Source organism: Olsenella urininfantis, assembly GCF_900155635.1.
In the GTDB taxonomy this organism is placed as follows: domain Bacteria; phylum Actinomycetota; class Coriobacteriia; order Coriobacteriales; family Atopobiaceae; genus Olsenella_G; species Olsenella_G urininfantis.
In genome coordinates this window covers 506342-522457 of the sequence record NZ_LT732540.1, presented here as the reverse complement: position 1 = coordinate 522457, position 16116 = coordinate 506342, and the positions used below count along the sequence as shown (strand labels likewise).

Here is a 16116-nt window from a genome sequence, read left to right as displayed (position 1 = left end):
CGCTGGCAAGGGAATTTAGTTGGCTACGAAAGGCCGACGTCCAGCCTGGCGAACTCGGCGGGCACGAGACCCGGTTCAACGGCAAAGCTCTCCTCGATGGCCTGGGCCTGAGAGGACCTGAGCTCGGCCAGGGCAGCCTCTCCCGCCCCCTGGTACGCCTGTGCGAGGCGCCTGAGCGCATAGCACACGTACGCGGCAACGGAATCACCAACGCCCGAGAGCAGCATCATGGTCACCAGCGAGTTGGGCGCAAGACCCATGGCTATGCTGGGGTCAAGGTCCAAAAGGCCCGCGACGGCAGACTCCACGTCCCTCGCCGCCTCAAGGTCCCCCTCGAGCAGGGCGCGGGACAGGGGCGCACTCACGCCTTCCACGAACTTTTCGATAATGTCCAACAGGTAGTCCCTATGCAGCATGCGACTCTCCCAACGCTTGCGGCTAGCAGTTTGCGGGCGCCGGCACGCCCATGTGCTCGAACGCGGACAGGGTGGCCTGCCTGCCCTGCGGCGTGCGCACGATGAGGCCCTGCTGCAGCAGGTAGGGCTCATACACGTCCTCGAGGGTTGACGGGTCCTCCCCCACCGCGCTGGCAACGGTGGTGAGCCCCACGGGACGGCCGCGGAAGGTCTTGGTCAGGGCGAGGAGGATCTTCTTGTCCATCCAGTCCAGACCCATCTCGTCTATCTCGAAGAAGCCGAGGGCCTCTGCCGCAACGTCCCAGCTGACCGATCCCTCGGCCCTCACCTGAGCGTAGTCGCGAACACGCTTGAGCAGGCGGTTTGCCAGTCGAGGCGTGCCGCGCGACCTGCTTGCGATCTCGGCGGCGCCATGAGCATCGATCTGAACGCCCAGGATGCTGGCGGAGCGCGTGACGATGCGCGAGAGCTCCTCAATGGTGTAGTAGTCCAGGCGGTACGAGATGCCAAAGCGATCACGAAGGGGTCCTGTGAGAAGGCCGGTGCGCGTGGTTGCGCCAACCAGGGTGAAGTGGGGCACATCCAGCCTGATGGAGCGCGCGGCCGGGCCCTTGCCGATCACGATGTCCAGGACGAAGTCCTCCATGGCGGGATAGAGCACCTCCTCGACCTGGTGATTGAGGCGATGTATCTCGTCCACGAAAAGAACGTCACCCTCCTCGAGGTTGGTGAGGATGGCAGCGAGGTCACCCGTGCGGGCGATAGCTGGGCCCGAGGTGGTCTTGAGGCGGGCGCCCATCTCGTTTGCCACGACGTTGGCCAGCGTTGTCTTGCCCAGGCCCGGAGGGCCCGAGAAGAGCACGTGGTCAAGGGTCTCATGCCTGTCGCGTGCCGCAGAGATGAGCACGCGCAGGTTGTCCCTCACACGCTCCTGGCCGCAGTACTCGTCCAGCGTGGTGGGCCTCAGGCTGTGTTCTACGTCAAGATCGTCTCCTGTGAGCTCGGCGGTGACGCTGCGCGTGCCCTGGGCGCGCCGCATCTCCTCGTAGCCGAAGAGGTCCTCGTCAGTCGCCTCCCACATTACAGCGCACCCCCCAGGCGACGCAGGGCAAGGGATATTGCCTTCTCGAGGCTGAGGGAGCCGTCCCTCTCGCAGCCCTCAAGCGCAAGCTCGGCCTCCTGGGGCGTGAAGCCCATGGAGAGCAGCGCTGCCGAGGCCTCCTTGATGACCCCCTCCTGGGCGGGGGCGATGGGACCGGAGGGGGACCCGGAGGTGGCAAGACCCGCGAGCGTGCAGAGGACCTCGTCCTTGGCAAAGCTGTCCTTGAGCTCCATCAGCAGGCGCTGGGCCTTCTTCTTGCCAACACCTGGCACCTGCGACATGAGGTTGATGTCCTGGGCGGCGACTATGGAGTAGAGCGTCGCGGGCGCGAAGGTCGAGAGAACGGCAAGGGCGAGCTTGGGCCCCACCCCCGAGACGTCCACCAGCCTGTCGAAGGCAGCACGCTCCTCTCGCGTGGCAAAGCCATAGAGCTCCACGGCGTTCTCCTTGACCAGCATGCGCGTGAGAAGGGTGACACGCCCCTCTCCTGCAGCCGGCAGCTGGGCCGAGGTGAGCGAGGACACGCCCAGCTCAAACCCCATTCCAGAGACGTCCAGCACCACACGGCCGGAAAAGAGCTCCACGATGCTTCCGGTAAGCTGCGCTATCACGAGCTGTTCCTCCTACTCTGGCGCCTTGCCAGGATGCCGCCCGCGTCGGGCCTGCGGGAATGCGCAGCGGTCGCGGCGGCGGTGATGTCACGCGCCTCGATGCGGTCCTGCTCCGCCTGGGCCTGCTCCTGCTCGAGCACCTGAGCCGCGGCAGAGTTGCGGGCCACTCTCTGGGTGCGCGTAAGGTTTGCGTGGCAGATGGCCGCGGCAAGGGCGTCCGCGCAGTGATCGGGCCGCGGCTCATGGTCGAGCTGCAGGACATTGCGCACCATGTAGATGACCTGGCGCTTGTCTGCGGAGCCCGTGCCCACCACGGCCTGCTTTATCTGCATGGGGGTGTACTCCCCCACCTCCAGGCCCGCCTGGGCGCAGGCGACTATGGCCGCCCCCCTGGCATGCGCCGTGGCGATGGCAGAGCGCGTGTTCTCCCCGAAGAAAATCTTCTCTATGGCAAGCTGCGACGGCTGGTAGCTCTGGATCGCCCGCGCAATCTCTGCGTAGATCTTGCCCAGGCGCCGGTCAAGCGGATCAGAGGAAGCGGTGCTAACACAGCCATAGGCACGGGCCCTGCAGAGTGACCCTCGCGTCTCCACTATGCCCCAGCCCGTGTTGGCAAGCCCCGGGTCTATGCCGAGTATGACCAAGAGCCCTCCCGAGATGCCCTTCAAGCAGATTAATAGAACGTCCGTTCTATACTAGCACAGCAACGTCGGGACGACAGCTAGTTCTCGGAGAAAGACGCAGGCCATATGGGCAAGCCGCCCTGCGGCCCCTCGAGGTCCTGGGGAGGCTCCGGGGCGATGCCCTCAGGCGACATGAGTGTTCCCCCCTGGATGAGATCTCCCAGAAACTCGAGCGCCTCGCGAAGCTCGTCCGGGTCGATGCCCGAGGTCTGCGAAACCCCCCGGCCACCGCCAGGATTGGCCTTGTCGGCCCTTTTGCCAAGCGACGCCTCGATGTGTGCGGCCTTCTCGACGCCCTGGGCCGCCAAGGAGGCCTCATGGGAGAATCGCCAGGTTCGGGCACGCCTCGCGCACCACTCGGCCACAGCGCTTCCGCTCACGTCGATTACCGGCACGCGGAGCTGCGCAGAGGCGCCTGGACGGCGTATGGCGCCCACGACCAGGTCTACCAGGGCGTCGTCGCAACCAAGGGAGAGGGCGATCTCCGCCCGCGCGAGGGCGTTTGTGACTCGCTCGCGCAGTATGGCATCGATGAGCTCCAGACGCTCCCCGGGAGATCCCGCAATCCCCAGGCCAAGGGGCAGGGGAAGGTCGCCCTCGCCAGGGTCTGTGCTTGGAAACACGGGGGAAACGGTGTTGCGCTGCCGCGCGAGCGCAGGGAGCTCCGAGCGATAGACGTCACCCAGGGGTGCCAGACGGGCCGAGAGGGGCACGCCCTCATCCTCGCCCAGGCAAAGGGAGGTCTTATCGACACAGCTCAGCACCTGCGCCCCCAGCTCGTCTGCCCAAGATGCGAGCTGGGCCTGCACCATCCCCTGGCCAAGCACGTCTTGCGGGCGGATGCGCCTGCCCAGCCTCAGTGCCAGGGCAGACGTGCTCCAGGCCGTCCTGCAGTCAACGCTCAAAGACTGCGCGAAGGCACGCAGGGCGTGCGCGCCCGTCTCGTCTGGTGCCGCGAGCAGCGCATGCACGTTCCCAGGACCAAGGGCATCCGTGGCAAGCACCAGCGCAAGCCTGCTGGAGAGACGCTCGTCCAAAGGCAGCACCACCTCCCTGCCCTGGTCCTGTCTTGCCATGTGGTCTCGCAGGCCAAGAGCCAGAGCTTGCCAGAGGAGCTGGCTTCGCCGCAGGGGAGCAACGGAAAGCGGCCCGGGGGCATCGGCCGCGGCCGGTCCGATCTCACAGCACGCAAGCGACTCCTCGAAGGAGGGGCAGCTCGCAAGCAGCCTGCCGTGCGTGTCGAGGATGCCACTGCCACCCGCATAGACCTTCTGGCCAGATCCGCCAATCGGTCCCACCAGGCAAAGCGGGGCCACTGCCGCGCGGGCGTCCAGGGCAAAGCGACTCTCCCCCAAGCCTGCGGACAGGACTGATGACACGTCCCCCCTGGCATATGGCTTTGACGAGAAGTAGAAGACGAGGTCAAGGCCCGTGCCGCGACCTCCAAGATAGTCAAGGTCCTCCTCGGAGAAGGCGGACGCCACCTTTCTTCCGGCAAACTCGAAGACAATGGGACCCTCGCGCGTGGCCCCGACGTCCACGAGCGCCTCCGCCTTGCCGGCGCCTATGAGGAGCAGCTGGATGCCATCACCGTCGGCGGATGGTGGAAGCGAGACGGGCAGCAGGCAAGGGCAGGGAAGCCTGTCCGAAAGCCCCACGAGGCCGCGGGAAAGCTCGCGCCTAAGCTCCACATCTTGCAACAGGCTCTCCCTCCCCAGCTCAGAGAGGCAGTTCAAGGGAAAGGCAACCAGCTCCGCACCCCTGCGTGCCGCCATCGACGCATAGGACTCGATGCGCGCAAAGCGCTCGTCGAGGTCAGGCGTCCTCATGTTCACCTGGCAAATGCCAACCCTCATGCGAAGCATCCTCTCTCGTGCAAGTGAACCAGCAAAGGGCCGCGGCCGCCGAACGCACCGGCAGCCGCGGCCCCAGCATGACACCAAGTCATGCCCTCCGAGTCAGAAAGACCCTAGACCTCGGCCTTCCAGAGGCCGTGGAGGTTGCAGTAGGCGTAGACGGTGCCGCCCTCGCCACCGCAGGTGCAGAAGTGGGCCTGCGGCTTGTCGCCGGGCTTGAGGTGCTTGACCACGGTCTTGTGGCTGTCATTGAAGGCGATCCACTCGATGTAGTGCTCCTCGGCCATGGGGTGCTCGACCTCGCCCACGACGACGTCGATCTTGCCGTCCTCGACGGTGACGGCGGGAACGTGCTTCTCGACGGCAGCGTCCGTGGAACCTGCCTTCAGCTCCTTCATGGGCTGGCCACAGCACACGGGCACGGCACTGCTATCGTTAATGACCATGAACAGGTTGCCACAGGTGTTGCAGCGATAGAACTTGAGCTCTGCCATGACACTTTCCTCTCCTTGAACCCGCATGGGACCGATTGCCCCACGCCGGGCGTTGAGACCATTATGCCCCAATCCAAGATACATATCCCCCCGACCTGAGCTAGGACACCTGCAGGCGACCCTCCCTGCCCAGGAGGTCATCCACCTCCGCACGGAGGACCATGTTGTTGGCATCCACCTTTGTGGGGAGCATCATGCGCATCAGTTCCCCGCTCGCCCCCTCCACCAGGAGCTCGACCCTGTCCAGGCCCTGGTAGCGCGCGAGAATGGACTGGAGGCGCTCCATGCGGTCCTGGGAGAGCAGACGCGAGCTCATGCAGAGCTCCAAGACCTTGGGCCTGTTGGCCCTGTCAGAGAGCTCCAGGGCCTCGATGGACGTGGCGATGATCTGGTCTCCCCTGTCCCCTCGCTCCAGTTTGCCGCAGACCTTGATGAACACGTCATCCATGCGCTCCCCGGTGTTGGGGTCAAGCTCGCCCTCGAGCGCGGAGACACACTCCTTGTAGGTCTTGGGAAAGACGACGATGGAGATCTCTCCCTCCATGTCCTCCAGCGTGACGATCGCCATCTGGTCTCCGTTCTTGGTGACCTTCTTGGCAACTCCCCCGACAGGCACCATGCCGGCAAGGCGGATGGGCTTGCCCTCGGGAACGCGGTAGGTCGTGGTGGTCGCGCCCGTCTCGTAGTTGACGACCTCCTGGGACTCGCCGAGCTCGACCAGCGTGTAGTCTCGTGCCTTGGAGAGCGCGTACTCGTAGGGGCGCAGGGGATGGTCGGAGACGTAGATTCCCAGGACCTCGTGCTCTTGGGAAAGTTTGGTGTGCCTGTCCCACTCGTCTGGCTCGGGGGGCGGGACCTCGTCCTCGAAGCCCGAGCCCGCGGTGTCCGCGAACATGTCGAAGAGAGAGCTCTGACCAGCCACGCGATCCTTCTGGCGCTTGGCCGCGGCATCCACCACGTTGCGCGGGTTGTTCTTGTCCACGAAGACCATGAGCTGGCGACGGGGGTAGGACGTCGAGTCGAAGGCACCCGCCTTGATGAGCGCCTCGACCACGCGGCGGTTCGCCTGGGAGGCATCCACGCGGTCCACGAAATCATGCAGGCTCTTGAAGGGGCCTCCATCTGCACGCTCCCCCATGATGGCCTCGCCGACGCCGTCCCCCACGCCACGGATGCCCGCGAAGCCGAAGCGGATGCCCTCCGGGGTCGCGGTGAAGTCCTTGCCGGACTCGTTGATGTCGGGCGGGAGCACGGAGATGCCCTCATGGCGGCACGAGCTTACGTAGTGGACGATCTTCTCGGTCTTGCCCATGTAGGAGGTGAGCACCGAGGCCATGTACTCGCGCGGGAAGTAGGCCTTCAGCCAGGCCGTCTGCATGACGAGAATGGCGTATCCGGCAGAGTGGGACTTGTTGAAGGCGTAGGAGGCAAACTCGAGGACGTCGTCCCAGATGCGCTGGGCGACCTCCCTCTTGTATCCGTTCTCGACCGCGCCGTTCATCCAGTGGTCGTAGGTGGTCTCGTCCTTGCCGTTGTCCCAGTGAAAGACGGTGCTTGTCAGGAGCTTGATCTTCTTCTTTGCCACGGGCTTCCTGATGCGCGAGTCGGACTCGCCAGCGGAGAAGCCGCACATCTTGACGGCAATCTGCATGACCTGCTCCTGGTAGACGATGGTGCCGTAAGTCTCGTCCAGGATGTCTGAGAGACGGTCGTCGTAGAAGACGACGGACTCCTTGCCGTTCATTCGGTTGATGTAGCTCGTGACCATGCCCGCGCCAAGGGGGCCGGGACGATACAGGGCGATAAGCGCGACGATCTGCTTGTATTCCTTGGGCTGCATGTTCTTGATGGTGGCGGTCATGCCCGCGGACTCCACCTGGAAGACGCCGGCCGTGCCGCCCGAGCCCAGAAGCTCGTAGATCTTGGGGTCTGAGAAGTCGATCTTGTCCACGTCTATGTCAACGTGGGTGGCACCGTCCTTCAGGCAGTCCCTCACCGCCTGAGGAATGTTCTCCTCGCTGGCAAGGCCCGGATGGCTGCGCCTGATGTTGGCAAGCGCCTTGTTGATGACCGTGAGGGTGCGAAGGCCCAGGAAGTCCATCTTGAGCAGGCCCATGTCCGCCACGGAGTGACCCTCGTACTGGGTGATGGTGACGTTTCCCTTGGTGTCGAGCTTGGTGGGAACGTGGTCCGTGACCGGCGTGGGGGCGATGAGCGTGGCACAGGCGTGCACGCCCTCGCCACGGGTCATCCCCTCTATGGAGAGGGCGGCGTCTATGATGCGTCGGGCGTCGGGGTCCTTCTGATAGGCCTCCTCGAAGTCAGGCGAGTACTGGTCCGGATGTTTCTCGGTCTTGTGAAGAGCGCATTCCAGGGAGAGCTTTGGGTCGTTGGAGAGCATCTTCGAGAGGCGCTGGGCCACGTAGACCGGCTGGCCCAGGACGCGCGCCGCGTCGTTTATGGCCTGCTTCGCCTTGATGGTGGAGTAGGTGATGACCTTGCAGACGCGATCCTCCCCGTAGACCTCTCGCACGTGGGCGAGGACGTCCTGAAGGTGCTCGTCGTCGAAGTCCATGTCGATATCGGGCATCTCCGAGCGCTGGGGCGAGAGGAAGCGCTCGAACATCAGGCCGTTCTCGAGCGGGTCGAAGGAGGTGATGTTCATGGCGTAGGCGACGATGGCGCCTGCGGCAGAGCCACGGCCGGGCCCCACGCCTATGCCGTTGTCCTTGGCCCACTGCACGTAGTCCTGAACGATGAGGAAGTAGTTGGCAAAGCCCTTGTCACAGATGATCTTGTACTCGTACTCGAAGCGCTCGCGGACGTTGACCCCACCGATGGTCTGGGTCTCCCAGCCATCTCCGTAGCGCTTGGCCAGGCCCTTCTCGCACTCCTCGCGAAAGCGCTCCTCCGCCGTCTCTCCCTCGCGAAGGCCAGGGTACTGAGGCAGGTACATGTTGGTCCAGTCGATCTCGAAGTCGCACTTCGCGGCAACCTCGAGGGTGTTGTCGCAAGCCTCGGGAATCCAGGAGAAGAGCTCGCGCATCTCCTGCTCGCTCTTCATGTAGAACTCGCTGCCGTCCATGCGCATGCGACCGCCGTCATCAAGCGTGGTGGCCTTGCCAATGCACGAGAGCACGTCCTGGGTGGGGGCGTCCTCGCGCGCGAGGTAGTGGAAGTCGTTGGTGGCGATGACCTTGATGCCCATGTCATGGGCCATCTTGACCAGATACTCGTCCAGCTTGCGGTCGTCCCAGCCGTTGCGGAAGGTCAGGCCGTGGTCCTGGATCTCCATGTAGAAGTCCTCGCCGAAGATCTCCTGGAAGGTCCTTGCCCAGTGCCTGGCACCCTCGAAGTCGCCGTCGAGGACGCACTGCTGGATGATGCCCTGCACGCAGGCGCTCTGGCAGATGAGGCCCTCGTGGAACTCCCTCAGCATGCCCAGGGTGGTGCGGGGCTTGTAGTACATCATCTCATGACCTGCGGCCTTGGACATGCAGCGGATCAGGTTGACATAGCCCGTCTCGTTCTTGGCGAGAAGGATGAGGTGGTAGCGACGCTGCTTGGTGCCGCGCTCGATGCAGTCATCCGTGATGAAGTAGGCCTCGCAGCCGAATATGGGCTTCACCTTGAGCTGGGGGCGGTTGGCGCGAACCGCTCCCACGTCCTGGCCAGACTCCTCCCATATGCGCAGGTCAGACTCCCATTGCTCATGGGCTCGCTCGCTGGGCGGCGCATCCGGGGCATCTTGCTCCGGCTCCTCTATGTCCCAGCCCTTCTGGAGGCACTCCAGGTCATGCCTCCACTGCTTCATGCCCAAGGCGCCGTCGTTGTACTTGCGGCACTCGAGGTCAAGGTTGGGCATGCCAAAGAGGTACCCGTGGTCCGTGAGGGCCACCGCGGGCATCTTGAACTCAACGGCTCGCCTCACCATGTCCGAGATGCGCGTGGCGCCGTCGAGGATGGAGAAGTCCGAGTGGTTGTGAAGGTGAACGAAGGCCACGTTGTCTCTCCCCTAGCCGTTGCGGCCCATGCCGCAAAAAAATGGAACAAACGTACTATGTTGCAAGCATAGCTCTTGTGCCTCTCCCCTGCCGAGAGGAGCGCACGGTCTCTAGCTGCGACTTCGTGCGTCAATGCAGCTAGAGGGCCTGTCGGCGGGCACAAAAATCCACACAGCTAAAGGCACGCCCGCCTCACGGCATCACCGGTGGGTGGGCCTCGTCAAAGTCATAGCTCACCACCACCGGCTGCCCTGCGGTTCCGCCGAATTCCTTCGCGTCAAGCTCAACGCAGACGAAGGCGCAGCACAGGCGAGAGAAGCCCTGACCCAAAAGGACGTGGGCATAGAAGTTTGCCTGCATCTCGTGACGGGACCTGATCTCCTCCAGGCCGAGCCCCCTGTCTCCGGTCTTGTAATCGACGAGCAGGGCCTCGCGTGACGAGGGACTGCTGGCAAGGAGGTCTATGGCACCCTCCACGTGGCTGCCGTACCTTGAGTCCACCTTCACGAAGAAGGGCAGCTCCGCCCGCTGAAGCTCGAAGGAGAGAGTGCGGGCGCGGAGCTCGGAGCCCCACCAGCGCGCCAGGGCCTCATCCAGGCGCGCCTGGGCGCGTGGCGAGAGCCTCCAGTAGCGCTTTGCCGCGGCGATGCGCTCACTCGAGGGAAACACCTGGCCGGACTCGACCATGACCTGGGCAAGCTCGTGGAAGGCCGAACCCAGGCTGGTTGCCCTGTCGCCGTCCTCGGGAGCCGCAGGCGCCTCCATCTCACCCTGTTGGACCAGTACGGACGGGACAAGGGGCGCTGGCCCCTCATCCATCTGGGCATGCGCGGAGGAGTAGCTGAACACGCCCTCTCGCGCGCGACGGGAGACCACCTGCGCGGCAGACCCATCGGGCTCCACCGCAAAATGCGTGAAGTCGTCCTGAGCCGCCTGGGTGCAGATGCCGCCCAGGGCGCAGGTCTGCGCCGGCGAGGAGGGAAGCTCGCCGTCAACGGCCGGGAGGCTGGAGGCGGAGTCCGCGACGAGGAGGTCTCCTGACTTGTCCACGCGGCAGCTGCGCACGAGGCCCTCCTCCTGGCCGCCGTAGGAGAAGCTGCGCTCGCCGACCGCGGGCATGCCGAAGCCGAAGAGCGCGTCTATGCTCCTTGCCGCCAGCTGAGGGGTGAGGCCCTTCGAGGACTCCTGCGCCCACAGGCCAACCACCAGGCATTCCTTGGCGCGCGTCAGCCCCACGTAGAGGACGCGGGTCTTCTCGGCGGACTCTCCCTGGCGCTCGCGCTCCTTGAGGAACTGGTGCCACTCGCCCAGGCTGCGAGGACTCTCGCCGCAGCCCTCGGCAACGTCCAGCCCGGAGAGGCCGGACGGGGCCAGCACCATGACGGTCTTGCCGTCCTCACCCCTGCCCATGAGGGGCTGCCTGGCGGGCCTGGGGTCGGACCAGCACTCGGCCAGCGCCACCACGGGAAACTCGAGGCCCTTGGAGGCATGCACCGTCATGATGCGCAGGGAGTTCATCTCGCCGCCGGCAAGCGAGGCTGGAGGGATCTTGGACTTCTCGAGCCAGATGTCAAACTCCTGGGCGGCACGGACGGGACCCAGCCCCATGCCCGAGCAGAGGTCCCTGATGTAGCCCACGGCGGCAAGGAGGTTTGCCTCTTGGGCCTGGCCCTGGGGTCCCTGGGCCTCAAGGCGCGCCAGCCAGCCGGACTCGCGCAGCAGCTGCATGCAGACGTCTGCCACGGGCTTGCCGCGCAGGGTCAGGCGGGCCTTCGAGAGCAGGTCGAAGGCCCGCCGGAGGCGCCTGGAAGGAGTGCGTGCACCATAGAGCTCCATGGTCTCGAGGCCCCGGTCGATGCCGCGCTTAGTGGGAGCGTCCAGGACGTGCTGGGGCCTGGTCCCCAGCTGGACGAAGTCGTCGGCCGTAAGGTCGAACATGCCGGACGAGAGTAGCGGGAAGAGGCCGCTCTGGGTGTCGTGGGGGTTGGCCAGCGTATGCAGGAGCGCCGCCATGGCAGCCACCTCGGACGCCTGCGTGAAGGTTGACCCTCCCGTCACCACGCAGTCTATGCCCCGAGCGCGCAGGGCATCTATGTAGAGGGCCGCGTGGGTTGTGGAGCCCAGGAGCAGGGCCATGTCACCGGGCCTCTGGCCTGCGTCCCTGAGCTTGGCCAGACGGTCTGCCACGGCCAGCGCGAGCACCGCTCTCCCCTGCTCGCCCGTCCCGCGCTTGCCGCTCACGAGCTCCACGTTGATGCGAGGAAGGGGGGCCGCCTCGTAGCAGTCCTTGCGCGCGGGGTCGAAGTCCAGGTGCATGAAGCCGTCGAGCACGCCCGCGTCCCCGCCGCACACGCAATCGACCAGCGAGAGAACCTCGCGGTGGCTGCGATAGTTGGTGTTGAGGCAGAGGCAGCCCTGCTGCCCCAGGGTCTTGGAGCGGCGGTAGAACACGCCCACGTCCGCGCCACGGAAGCGGTAGATGGACTGCTGTGCGTCTCCCACGGTGGTGAGGGCCTGTCCGCCGCCCGAGAGGAGGTTGATGAGCTCGAGCTGCTCGTCGTCCGTGTCCTGGAACTCGTCCACCATGACGAGGCGGAAGCGGCCGGCGTAGTCTCGCGCGACCTCCGGGTTCGAGCTCACGGCAGCAAGGGCCAGGGTCACGAGGTCGTTGTTGTCCAGGAGGCCAGCCTGGCGCTTGAGCCGCACGTAGCGCTCTGCGGCCGCCCTCGCCAGGAGCACGAGGGTCTGCGCCTCCGGGCGACATGCCGCAAGCGCCAGCTCCAGCCTTGCCGCCGAAAGCTCGGACTTTGCCTCCTTTACCAGCTCCTTTATGGCACCGGCCGCGCTGGGGAGGGCCAGGGCGGCAAGAAGGTCGGACGCCCTACGGACGTCCCTCTCGCCTGGGGCGAGGTCGAAAAAGCCGCGCAGCGACTCGAGGGCAGACATCAGCTTCGACATCGCGGCAGGCGTCACGCGAGGGGCCGCGGCCACGCTCTCCACCGCGTTCAGCACGCGGCCGACCAGCTCGGAGACATCCGCTGGCTCGGGTATCACCAGGGACTCGAAAGACGCGGCGTCAGACCCCAGGCGAGAGGAGATCGCGTCCACGATCCCCATGACACCGCTATAGCCACCCATCTGCGTGGCACCAAACTCGAAGGTGGAGAAGAGCCGCGCGAGGGCGGGGTCCGACCCCCTTTGACGCGCGGCCTCGCCCACCACGGCAAGCAGGGCCTCATGGCGAAGCTCGGCCTCCTGGTTGGTGCTGGCAACTCCAAACTCGGGGTCAAGGCCAAGGTCGAGGGCATGGCGGTGCAGGATGCGCGAGCACATGCCGTGTATGGTGCTGATCCAGGCTCCATCCACCTGAAGCGCCGCGTCTCGCATGCCGGCCGCGCGCAGCGTCGAGCGCACGCGGTCCTTGATCTCTCGCGCCGCGGCGTCCGTGAAGGTGATCACGAGCAGCTGGGACAGGTCCTCGAGGTAGGGCCCCGACCCCTCGCTGAGGGCCCAGGCGATACGCCGCGTGAGGGTGAAGGTCTTGCCCGAGCCGGCACCAGCCTCCACGAACAGGGGCCGGTCCAGGGTGGTGACTATGCGTCGCTGGCCTTCGCTCAGCGTGGAGAGGTCCAGGCCGCTCACTTGCTCCTCCTCTTCTCGCAGTTCATGACGGGGCAGTACGAGCAGGCCTTGTCGTCCAGGGGGCGCGCCTCGATGTTGCCCGCAAGCATCTCCTCGATCTTCTGGGATACGAGGCGCTCGGTGGCATCCAGCACGGCATCGATGCCGCACTCGCCCGCGAAGCCACACTCCCCGACGCCGAAGTCATCGCCCTCAGGGACGGCCACGCGCGCGAGCGCCGCCTTCGAGAGCGGGTGCGTGCCGAAGACCCTCTCGGCAAGGTTCTCCGAAACCGCGCCAGAGACCGCATGGTCTCCCTTGCTTCCCAGGTAGACCGCCGCCCTCACCGAAAGCTCCGGATATGCCTTGCGCACCACCTGGCCGTAGATGAGAGACTGCACCCTGCGCGGGAGGCTGAAGGGAGCCCCCTCCTCCCGACCCCTGGGAAAGAGCGCGTACTCGTCCACGAACCCATTGGGGGACTTGTGCTTGTAGTCGATGACCACCGCGTTCCCGTGTGCGTCCACGTCCACGCGGTCCACGGTGCCGTTGATGTAGACTCCGGCGTACTCGACGAGCTCTCCCCCACGGCCGAAGTCCCATTCCATGAGACGCGGCTCGAAGCCCTCGAAGAGGCCCGCCTCGAAGTCAAGGACGGTGAGGAGGTCCTGCCGCAGGCTCCTCAGGATGCCGCGGTCCATCTCGGTGTGGGGGATCAGGAGCTGCTGGCGCTGGCTCCTTGGCTGGTGCAGGAACTGGTGCTTCAGGTGCAGGTCGAACTCCGCCCCCAGCACCTCGTGCGCATGGGCCAGCAGCCCCCTGTCGTCAAGGCTCAGCCTTGAGCCGGCCAGGTGGGCAGACAGGTCATCCAGGGGCCGGGAGACGTCTTGGCCCGCAGCGGCTCGGGCCTCGTCGAGCAGCGTGCGATGCGTGACCTCGAGCACGCGATGCGCAAAGGTGCCCATCTCCATGGGCGTGAAGCCTGCGTCCACGTCCCTGAGGCGCAGGCGGCGGAGGCTGAACCACTTGTAGGGGCACTCGAGATAGCTCTCTATCTGGGATGCCGAGAGCAGCGGCATCCCCTCGAAGCCATGGGGGTTGCCCTCGTTGGGGACCACCACCAGAGGGCGGGCCTCCTCGCCTATCACACCGGCAGGCAGGCGCCCCTCGCTGCCCTCGGGCAGCGAGGCCATGCCGGACGGCGCGCAGTTCGCATCAGCCGCGGCCTCTCCCAGACCCTGGATGGCAAGGCCCAACCTCCCGGCATCGGACTCGCTCTGGGCTCCATAGCAGGACAGGAGCTCCGTGAGCATGACGGAGGGGAAGCGGTCCTTGGAGCTGGCGTCGAAGAGCGTGCGCTCCAGCACCAGCCGTTCCCTGGCGACGGAGGCCAGGGAGTGAAAGCAAGATCGTGCGCGCGCCAGCTCGTCCGGCCTCGGCTCTGCCGAGATGAGCTCGAGCAGACTGGCCAGGACGTCATCCCTGCCGCCAAGCGCAGACTCGTCGGAGGACTGTCCCATGGCCACCACCGCGTCGGCCGAGAGCGGCTCCAGGCGCGATGCCTGGGCGAGGGGCATGATGTCGACCCTGCAGCCGCTGCCCTCGAGCACGAGCTGCGGGCGAAGCACCACGTGCGAGCCCCCCATCAGGAGGAGGAAGGTGTCGGCCAGCTCGCCCAGGCCACGACCGCCTTCCGCGGCAGGGGCGCAGCCGATGCCCATGTCCCTCAGACAGCCGGCGGCGGCCATGGCGGAGCCAAGCGCAGCCTCCCCCGAGGCGGCGGCGAGGGCGTCAGCGGGCCACCCCTCCTCGCGAACCGTCTCGCCGTAGTCGTCCAACACGCTGTCCGCAGGCAGCGCGCGCCTCTTCTGCGTGTAGGCCCCAAGCAGGGTGGACGCGCAGGCCGCGAGGTGCCCCTTGAGCAGCTCGCGCGTCGCACGCGACACCTCTGCCGAGGTCTTCTTGGGATTCTGCAGGTCCAGCAGGACGTCTGCGGGTGAGAGGAGCCTCCTGCCGCGCCAGCTGGCATCCAGCCGGTAGACCCTGCTCGCAGGCACGCCCGAGATGTCCGAGAGGAGGAAGTCGACCAGCTCCGAGGGCGGCCACCAGCTCATGTCACCCAACCTGACCAAGGAGCCCTCCTCGTCCTCCTCCCTCTGGGGCCAGCCCTGGGAAAGGTCTGCAAGCCGCGCCACCGAGCTCACGAAGCCGATGAGGGCACGACCCTGCTCCAAGCCCGCCACCGGCATGGGAAGCACGCCGGAGCAGGAGATCTTGCGGGCGCAAAGCTTTGGCGCAAGCTCACGCCAGACGCGCGCCGCGTCAGGGGCTGCCAGCACGATGTGGGCGCTCCCGGCCGCGGCAAGCTCGGAGAGCCTCCTCGCGACCGACTCCGCCTCCGCCAAGGGGCCGGCCGGGTGCAGCAGGCTCACGGCACCCGTGGGCGCGATGGGCTCCTCCCCCACCAGGAACAGTCGGTCCCTCAGCTGGGTCAGCTCGTCGGCACGCATGCCCGCGCCCTCTCGCCTGGGGGAATCTGGCCCCTCCTGTCGAAGGCTCCCCCCCAGCCCCTTTCCCAGGCGCTCGACGAGGGCGTGCGCCTGCATGTCCACGACCTCGTTTCGGGCAGAGAGGACCACGCTCACCGAGCACGCCTCGGCAAGCCCGAGGAGAAGATCGCGCTGGGCGCAGGACAGCTCTTGAGCTCCCGCAAGCACCAGCGTGGCGGGAAGCGCGCCCGCCTGCGAGAGCATCCCGGGAAGCTGGCAGAGCATCTCGCTCTCCTCGACAAGGCCAAGCTCCGAGAGACGATGCGCATATCTCAGCACCAGGTCAAGGGCATCGCGCTCCGCGCGGGTGAGTCCGATGGCCTCGTCTCCGGACTCCTTGGCCCCACGCACCCAGGGCAGGCCCAGGCGCGCCAGCTGCGAGAGCAGGCGGACGGTGCCCGCGCCCTGCCCCACCGAGGAGCCCTCCTCGCGCAGGAGCTGGTGCATCAAGAGGCTGCGCTCGCCGTCCTCGACGGGACGCCGGCCATCGCCCCACACCTCCCAGAGGCCCTTGGCCCAGGAGCCGGCAACCCCAACCGTTACCCCCAGGGAAAGCCCTGGCAGCGATGCGAGCTGGCGCGAGGCCTCCAGCTGCTGGGCGAAGCTGGGCACCAGCAGGACGGCCCGCCCCTCACGGGCAAGCCCCTCCCGGAGCGTTCGCTCGACCACGGACGAGACCAGGGCCTCTTCCCTTGTCCATACGACGCGAAGCGACATGGAACTCCCATCTCACCAGACGCAAGGCCCTCCCGGTCCTTGCCAGAACTCAGTGCCTGCAGG

Annotated in this window: 9 protein-coding genes; all 9 read right to left on the bottom strand. The window is 66.2% G+C overall.

What is annotated here, in order from left to right; genetic code table 11:
* Positions 1 to 23: 23 nt before the first annotated feature.
* The 9 genes from CZ375_RS02325 to CZ375_RS02285 all read right to left on the bottom strand — a co-directional run bounded on the left by CZ375_RS02325 (position 24) and on the right by CZ375_RS02285 (position 16053).
* The gene (locus CZ375_RS02325; RefSeq protein ID WP_077597706.1) at positions 24 to 416 is read right to left on the bottom strand and encodes a hypothetical protein; all 393 of its coding nucleotides are present in this window, start codon (positions 414 to 416) and stop codon (positions 24 to 26) included.
* A 22-nt stretch (positions 417 to 438) separates the two neighbouring features.
* Entirely contained in the window at positions 439 to 1497 is a 1059-nt protein-coding gene (ruvB, locus tag CZ375_RS02320; RefSeq protein WP_077597705.1) for a Holliday junction branch migration DNA helicase RuvB, read from the bottom strand.
* Complete coding sequence (ruvA, locus tag CZ375_RS02315) at positions 1497 to 2129, bottom strand: Holliday junction branch migration protein RuvA (RefSeq protein ID WP_077597704.1); 633 nt, start codon at positions 2127 to 2129, stop codon at positions 1497 to 1499. The genes ruvB and ruvA overlap by 1 nt, the downstream gene beginning before the upstream one ends.
* Positions 2126 to 2773 carry a crossover junction endodeoxyribonuclease RuvC gene (gene ruvC, locus CZ375_RS02310; protein ID WP_077598727.1) on the bottom strand — a complete coding sequence of 216 codons (648 nt, stop codon included), beginning with the start codon at positions 2771 to 2773 and terminating at the stop codon, positions 2126 to 2128. Before ruvC ends, ruvA begins: the two co-directional genes overlap by 4 nt.
* Positions 2774 to 2850: 77 nt before the next feature.
* Positions 2851 to 4668: a hypothetical protein gene (locus tag CZ375_RS02305; RefSeq protein ID WP_143803056.1), complete on the bottom strand. Its 1818-nt coding sequence runs from the start codon at positions 4666 to 4668 to the stop codon at positions 2851 to 2853.
* Between the two features lie 113 nt (positions 4669 to 4781).
* The gene (locus CZ375_RS02300; protein WP_077597702.1) at positions 4782 to 5162 is read right to left on the bottom strand and encodes a desulfoferrodoxin family protein; all 381 of its coding nucleotides are present in this window, start codon (positions 5160 to 5162) and stop codon (positions 4782 to 4784) included.
* Positions 5163 to 5262: 100 nt separating this feature from the next.
* On the bottom strand, positions 5263 to 9165 hold the full coding sequence (gene dnaE, locus CZ375_RS02295; RefSeq protein WP_077597701.1) for a DNA polymerase III subunit alpha: 3903 nt from the start codon (positions 9163 to 9165) through the stop codon (positions 5263 to 5265).
* Between the two features lie 193 nt (positions 9166 to 9358).
* Positions 9359 to 12808 (bottom strand): UvrD-helicase domain-containing protein, encoded by a 3450-nt coding sequence (locus CZ375_RS02290; RefSeq protein WP_159438342.1) that lies wholly within the window; start codon positions 12806 to 12808, stop codon positions 9359 to 9361.
* Positions 12805 to 16053, bottom strand: coding sequence for a PD-(D/E)XK nuclease family protein (locus tag CZ375_RS02285; RefSeq protein ID WP_097677397.1), 3249 nt, complete (start codon positions 16051 to 16053; stop codon positions 12805 to 12807). Before CZ375_RS02285 ends, CZ375_RS02290 begins: the two co-directional genes overlap by 4 nt.
* Between the last annotated feature and the right edge of the window lie 63 nt (positions 16054 to 16116).

Coding starts and splice junctions, on each gene's coding strand:
- CZ375_RS02325 (WP_077597706.1), bottom strand. CDS start 416: ATGCTGCATAGGGACTACCTGTTGGACATTATCGAAAAGTTCGTGGAA.
- ruvB (WP_077597705.1), bottom strand. CDS start 1,497: ATGTGGGAGGCGACTGACGAGGACCTCTTCGGCTACGAGGAGATGCGG.
- CZ375_RS02305 (WP_143803056.1), bottom strand. CDS start 4,668: ATGAGGGTTGGCATTTGCCAGGTGAACATGAGGACGCCTGACCTCGAC.
- CZ375_RS02300 (WP_077597702.1), bottom strand. CDS start 5,162: ATGGCAGAGCTCAAGTTCTATCGCTGCAACACCTGTGGCAACCTGTTC.
- CZ375_RS02285 (WP_097677397.1), bottom strand. CDS start 16,053: ATGTCGCTTCGCGTCGTATGGACAAGGGAAGAGGCCCTGGTCTCGTCC.